Here is a 5,340-nt window from a genome sequence, read left to right as displayed (position 1 = left end):
TGKTGGCGTCTTATTGTGTTGTAGTGACCCATAATCGCCGATTATCATGGATCTGACTACCTTTTTTATCCTATCTCACTGATTCTTCTATGTAAGAAGTGGGGAGCCATCAGAACTAAGGTCGTTTTAGGCAAAAAAAAGCGCACTTGCTTGTCGCAAGTGCGCGTGTGTTGCGGTGATAGTGTTTACAGCATGACACCGACGCTGAGCATCACCATAATCATGATAGTTAAAATGCCAAGCAAGGGAGCAACCCATTTGATCCATTTCGCATAGGGCACTCGCGCAATGGCTAAGCCGCCCATGACCACGCCAGACGTTGGGGTCACCAGATTGACCAAGCCAGAGGCAGACTGGTAAGCGGTGACGACTAATTCGCGACCGACGTTGGCGAAATCAGCAAGCGGCGCCATGATTGGCATAGTAAGGACAGCCAGTCCTGATGAGGAGGGCACCAAGAAAGACAGCAGCACTTCAAGCCAATACATCACATTGATAAACACAAATGAAGACAAGCCTGATACTAAACTTTCTGCGCTATTCAGTATGGTGTCGGTGATCATGCCTTTATCCATGATCACTACAATACCGCGCGCAATACCAATGATCAGAGCAACCCCGAGCAAATCCCTGGCGCCATCTATAAAGCTGGTGGTGATTTCTTCCTCGCTCATGCGCGCAATCAGACCAATGATAATGGCAGCGCCTAAGAACACGGCTGAGATCTCGGCCATCCACCATCCGAGCGAGGAGACACCATAAATCATGACCGCGAATGCACCGGCAAAAACGGTAAGGATGACCTTACGGGTGGCGGTGAAGTCTAGGCTTTGATTATCATCGTGCTCGCCAAGAAAGTGTTTTTTATTACTTTCATACTGGTCATAAACAATGGATTGGCGTTGGTCAGCGCGTACTTTTCGGGCATAGCGCATGACATAAGCGACACAAATGAACCAACCAATGGCCAAAATGGCGAGGCGCAGCAGAATACCGTCGGTAAACGGAATGCCTGCGGCATTGGCAGCAATCACAGTCGCAAACGGGTTAATGGTTGAGCCTAATGTGCCAATACCTGCGCCAAGTAGCACAGTGGCAGCGGCTACGACAGGATCAAAACGTGCCGCCATCATCACAGGCACCAGCAAGGTGTAGAAGGGAAGTGATTCTTCAGCCATCCCGTAGATGGTGCCCCCGGCGGCAAATAGGCCCATCAAGATGGGAATCATCCACTCTTCACGCCCTTCCAAGCGTTTGGTGACCCGTTCAATACCAGCATCAATGGCGCCCGTTTTCGTCACCAGCCCTAAAAAGCCGCCAATAATAAGAATGAACAGGGAGACATCAATGGCCGCCGCTTCATAGGTTTGGTGATTATAAAAGCCATCAATGGGGGCTAAAAGGACATCAACGATGCCTTGCGGATTACTTTCAACTTGCTGATAAGTACCTGATACTGGCACTTCTTGACCAAGTTCTTCGTTCATGGTGCGGTCGTATTGCCCTGCGGGAACAACCCAGCTCAGGGCGGCAACCACGGCAATAAGAATAAACAGTATCGTATAAGCAGATGGGAACTTCAGGTTGGCAAACCAACCTTTTTTTGCAGGAACACTCTGGTTACTCATGGTTTCTCCTCATACCTCTTCTCAGTACAGGGGCGTACTACACGTGTTGAGGTAAAGCGTTAAGTTTCACGTCATTATTATTTTGAGCAATAAACATTTGCTTTGTCTTTATTGTAAAAGCGGTAGGCTTCTTACTTCTTAGTGATATCTCACAAAAGAAAATATGGCTTTTTATTTGGTGGTTTTTAGGGTGATTTAAAAATGAATGTTATGTTGGTTTTTACGCGTACCTATCCTTTTTATCGTCAAGGAAAAGGTGGGTATTTATTGCTTAAAAAGTATCTAGTTTCAGCTTGGGAAAGGTACTAGGTCTTTGGTCTGATGACATTTATGTGAATAGATTGATTAATTAGTCATAAGTGGGTCGTATGAGTGATGAATAAAACGGGATGAAATGCAATAACTTGCGACGTGAGAAAATCATGCTTTTCTTGTTTTAAATCAAAATAGCGAGAGATCAAGATTGAAAAACTGCATGGAAAAGGGCGCATTACGCGCCCCATTAATGGACGTTATTTCTTTTTGGTCGGTTTAGGCAGCACAATCATGTCGCACTCAGAAAAATGATCTTGGAAAGCGCGATTATTGATATCAAAGATAACGACCAGGTTGCCCAGACCAAAACAGGCCGTTGCCATGCGGATCAGTGCCTGGGTTGGGCGGATATGACTGCCATCGGTGTTTTGTAGGCGTAAGCGCCATGCTCGCATTCCGAGTGTTTGCCCGGCTTTGCACCAAAAATAGCCATAGAATCCACCGATCACACAGGCTAAATAAGTCGTATATAGTGGGTTAACGATGGGGTGATGGGTAAGGAAGTCACTGATATCTTGGTAGGGCGCGATGGACATGCCGAGCACTTGTGCAAGCGCGAGCAATGCCATCATGCCACCGCCAGCAAGCATGAGCAGTGCAGCAACTACGAGAAGATCATAGACCCAGGCCGCTAAGCGGCGAAAAAAACCTGCAGTGGGGCAAGCGATAGAAGACGTTTGCATTGTTGTGTACATCCCAGTATTCAATTCGGTGCTAGCCTAGCACAGACGATGTCTTGGCAAGTAAGATTACACTGCTGTTTTTTGACCGACGGTGAGTGTTTTTTCCGCATAAATGTATCTTAGTGACCTGAGTTGGTTAAAAATAGTGCGAACAAACTGTTTTTTATTTTTTATGCTTGCACTCGAAAGGGCGGTACGTATAATTGCTCCCACTTGCCGAGATGGCGGAATTGGTAGACGCAGCGGATTCAAAATCCGCCGCCTTAACGGGTGTGAGGGTTCAAGTCCCTCTCTCGGCACCAAATCCCAAAAAAGCCCCAGTCCAAAGACTGGGGCTTTTTTCGTTTTACGCCAGGATAAGCGCTGCCCAAGTCACAATCCGCCACATTCCACCCCTCCAATCCAGACGGCCCAAGGTATGATCCCTCGATAAGTAAAAAGGGGGAGTTGCAAGGTGCAAGTGCGTTATCAAGACATTGCTTGCTGGATAGAAACACAAATCCAGCAGCGCGTTTGGCAAGTTGGCGAGCGGATCCCATCGGTAAGAGAAATGAGCCGGCTCCAGCACGTGAGTCCGATGACAGTAATGCGTGCCTACGAACAGTTGGAAGCGGATGGTTGGGTCGAGGCGCGTCCTCGGTCCGGTTTTTTTGTTCGTCCTCATTATAATCAGTTGGCGGACAATATATTGGCGAGACCGCAAGCGGATTCTCAATGGTTGAATACGCATCAAGATGTCTTTGATGTGATCAGTGCAAGCCACCAAGGCACGCGCTATCCATTTGGCTCGGCATTTCCCGACCCACAACTGTTTCCCATGCAGGCACTTGGTCGAGCAATGGCGCGAGTGCTACGTCAATCGTCACATCCCGACCACTTCACTATTTTGCCCCCCGGTGATATGGGGTTACGGCGTTTGATTGCCCAGCGCTATCTTCGTCAAGGCATTAAAGTTGGTATCGATGAAATCATTATCACCAACGGTGCGATAGAGGCATTAAGCCTGTCATTGGCTGCACTCACCCAACCTGGGGATAAAGTCATTATCGAAGCACCGGCTTTTTATGGGGTGCTACAAACGCTGGAAAGATTGCAGCTTGAACCGATTGCTGTATCGGTTGATCCCGATACCGGGATTGATATTAATGAGCTTGAGCGTGCTTTAGCGTCACATCAAGTATCGGCATGTTGGTTAATGAGTAATTTTCATAACCCAACAGGCGCGTCGATCCCGGATATCGATCGTCCACGCATAGTCAGTCTATTAGCGGCCTATCAAGTTCCGTTAATTGAAGATGATGTGTATGGTGAGCTTTATTTTTCTTCTTCACGGCCCATGCCTCTAAAGGCGCACGATACGCAGGGCGGGGTATTACATTGTGGCTCTTTTTCTAAACAACTCGCGCCTGGCTTCCGTGTTGGCTGGATAGCGGCAGGGTGTTATGCGATGCAAATAGAAAAACGTCAGTCCGTCTCGAGCTTGGCGGTGGGGGCGCCCAACCAACTGGCGATTGCTGATTACCTGAAACAAGGCGGCTACGATGCGCACTTACGCCGGTTGCGCGAGACCTTGTCTGCTCGCCAAAACAGGGTTCTAACTCAGCTCAACGCGATCTTACCCGCCAGCACATGGATTAGCGCACCTAAAGGCGGTTACTTTTTGTGGGTTATTCTGGATAAAAAAGTTGATACGCGTGAGCTTTTTCATGCTTTAAGGCCGTTTGGCGTGACCATTGCTCCTGGTGCATTGTTTGCGACGGATGGACGCTTTAATCACTGCTTCCGCCTCAATATCTCGACAGAACACAATGATGCCGTGTGTGATGGGTTAAACCAGATTGCGAGATCCCTCTCATCTTTATTCGCAGCCCCACCTGTACCAGTTAAATAGTGAGTACTTTGTACTAGGCCGCTGCTGCGCTTCCTCCTTTACACTAAACGCGCGATACCAGCTTGGGGGGAGAAAAATGAAAGAAGAGATCAAGATGATGGTGGTCGCGATCATTTGTGCCGCGTTATTGATCCTTGGCCACGTCATTATTATTGAAACACTTGCCTACTATGCATGGGTGCAATGGACCGCTGGTGCGATTCCTTTTGTGCTTTTGATCATGGCATGGGGCGCTGTGCGCTATTGCCGGGCGAAAGAGCGCGCGCAAGAAAGGCAGCACTCGCACTAATTGTTTTGAGCACAAGGGAGCGTGAGTGCCAGCCATCTTACGCTCTCATCAACCCGGAAAAGGGCCTTTTGTCTGCTTTTGTTTGTTTTGTGAACAAACAAGCGACAAGGCGCCCTTTTTTTATATTTAGGGGTTGCGGTAAACACTGAGATCTCTATACTGCGCTTCCTGTCGACGGGGCAACGAGACGCAAGTCACGAAATGTCGACCACTAAGTCGACACGCTCTTTAACAATTTGACCTATGCAATCTGTGTGGGCACTCGTTGAGAATAGACAAAAAGATTTATTCGATACACTGAGTGACCGATTCATGTTGGTACAGCCTTGAGCTGTTTTGCTTTCACTTTTTCAAAAGTGGATAACAACAAGAGCACAGTCAATTCGTTTGTCTCATAAGAGATAAACAAAACAGTAGTTATCGAGCCGTTTGTCTTTCCTTTCGAGGAAAGCAAACAAAAGAACTTTAATTGAAGAGTTTGATCATGGCTCAGATTGAACGCTGGCGGCAGGCCTAACACATGCAAGTCGAGCG

General features: G+C 47.8%; 4 protein-coding genes, 1 tRNA gene and 1 rRNA gene. 4 read left to right on the top strand and 2 right to left on the bottom strand.

The window, feature by feature from the left end:
* Nucleotides 1-185: 185 nt before the first annotated feature.
* Both DZ54_RS0106475 and DZ54_RS0106470 read right to left on the bottom strand, forming a co-directional pair.
* Nucleotides 186-1,628 (bottom strand): YfcC family protein, encoded by a 1,443-nt coding sequence (locus DZ54_RS0106475; protein WP_025673490.1) that lies wholly within the window; start codon nt 1,626-1,628, stop codon nt 186-188.
* A gap of 512 nt (nt 1,629-2,140) precedes the next feature.
* Complete coding sequence (locus tag DZ54_RS0106470) at nt 2,141-2,626, bottom strand: RDD family protein (protein ID WP_025673489.1); 486 nt, start codon at nt 2,624-2,626, stop codon at nt 2,141-2,143.
* A gap of 215 nt (nt 2,627-2,841) precedes the next feature.
* Here DZ54_RS0106470 and DZ54_RS0106465 point away from each other — a divergent pair.
* From DZ54_RS0106465 to DZ54_RS0106450, 4 genes are all read left to right on the top strand, one after another.
* Nucleotides 2,842-2,928: transfer RNA gene (locus DZ54_RS0106465), tRNA-Leu, on the top strand.
* Between the two features lie 152 nt (nt 2,929-3,080).
* On the top strand, nt 3,081-4,517 hold the full coding sequence (locus tag DZ54_RS0106460; RefSeq protein ID WP_025673488.1) for an aminotransferase-like domain-containing protein: 1,437 nt from the start codon (nt 3,081-3,083) through the stop codon (nt 4,515-4,517).
* 76 nt (nt 4,518-4,593) lie between these two features.
* Nucleotides 4,594-4,806, top strand: a complete 213-nt coding sequence (locus tag DZ54_RS24055) for a hypothetical protein (protein ID WP_025673487.1) — start codon at nt 4,594-4,596, stop codon at nt 4,804-4,806.
* A gap of 466 nt (nt 4,807-5,272) precedes the next feature.
* Nucleotides 5,273-5,340, top strand: a 16S ribosomal RNA gene (locus DZ54_RS0106450); the annotation flags it as partial.

The organism is Salinivibrio socompensis S35 (assembly GCF_000513715.1).
GTDB classification, from domain to species: domain Bacteria; phylum Pseudomonadota; class Gammaproteobacteria; order Enterobacterales; family Vibrionaceae; genus Salinivibrio; species Salinivibrio socompensis.
The sequence above is the reverse complement of the archived record's forward strand: the minus strand, read 5'-3'. Positions and strand labels throughout refer to the sequence as shown.

Excerpts from the sequence above, each read along its gene's own strand:
- DZ54_RS0106475 (WP_025673490.1), bottom strand. The coding sequence starts at position 1,628 with ATGAGTAACCAGAGTGTTCCTGCAAAAAAAGGTTGGTTTGCCAACCTG.
- DZ54_RS0106470 (WP_025673489.1), bottom strand. The coding sequence starts at position 2,626 with ATGCAAACGTCTTCTATCGCTTGCCCCACTGCAGGTTTTTTTCGCCGC.
- DZ54_RS24055 (WP_025673487.1), top strand. The coding sequence starts at position 4,594 with ATGAAAGAAGAGATCAAGATGATGGTGGTCGCGATCATTTGTGCCGCG.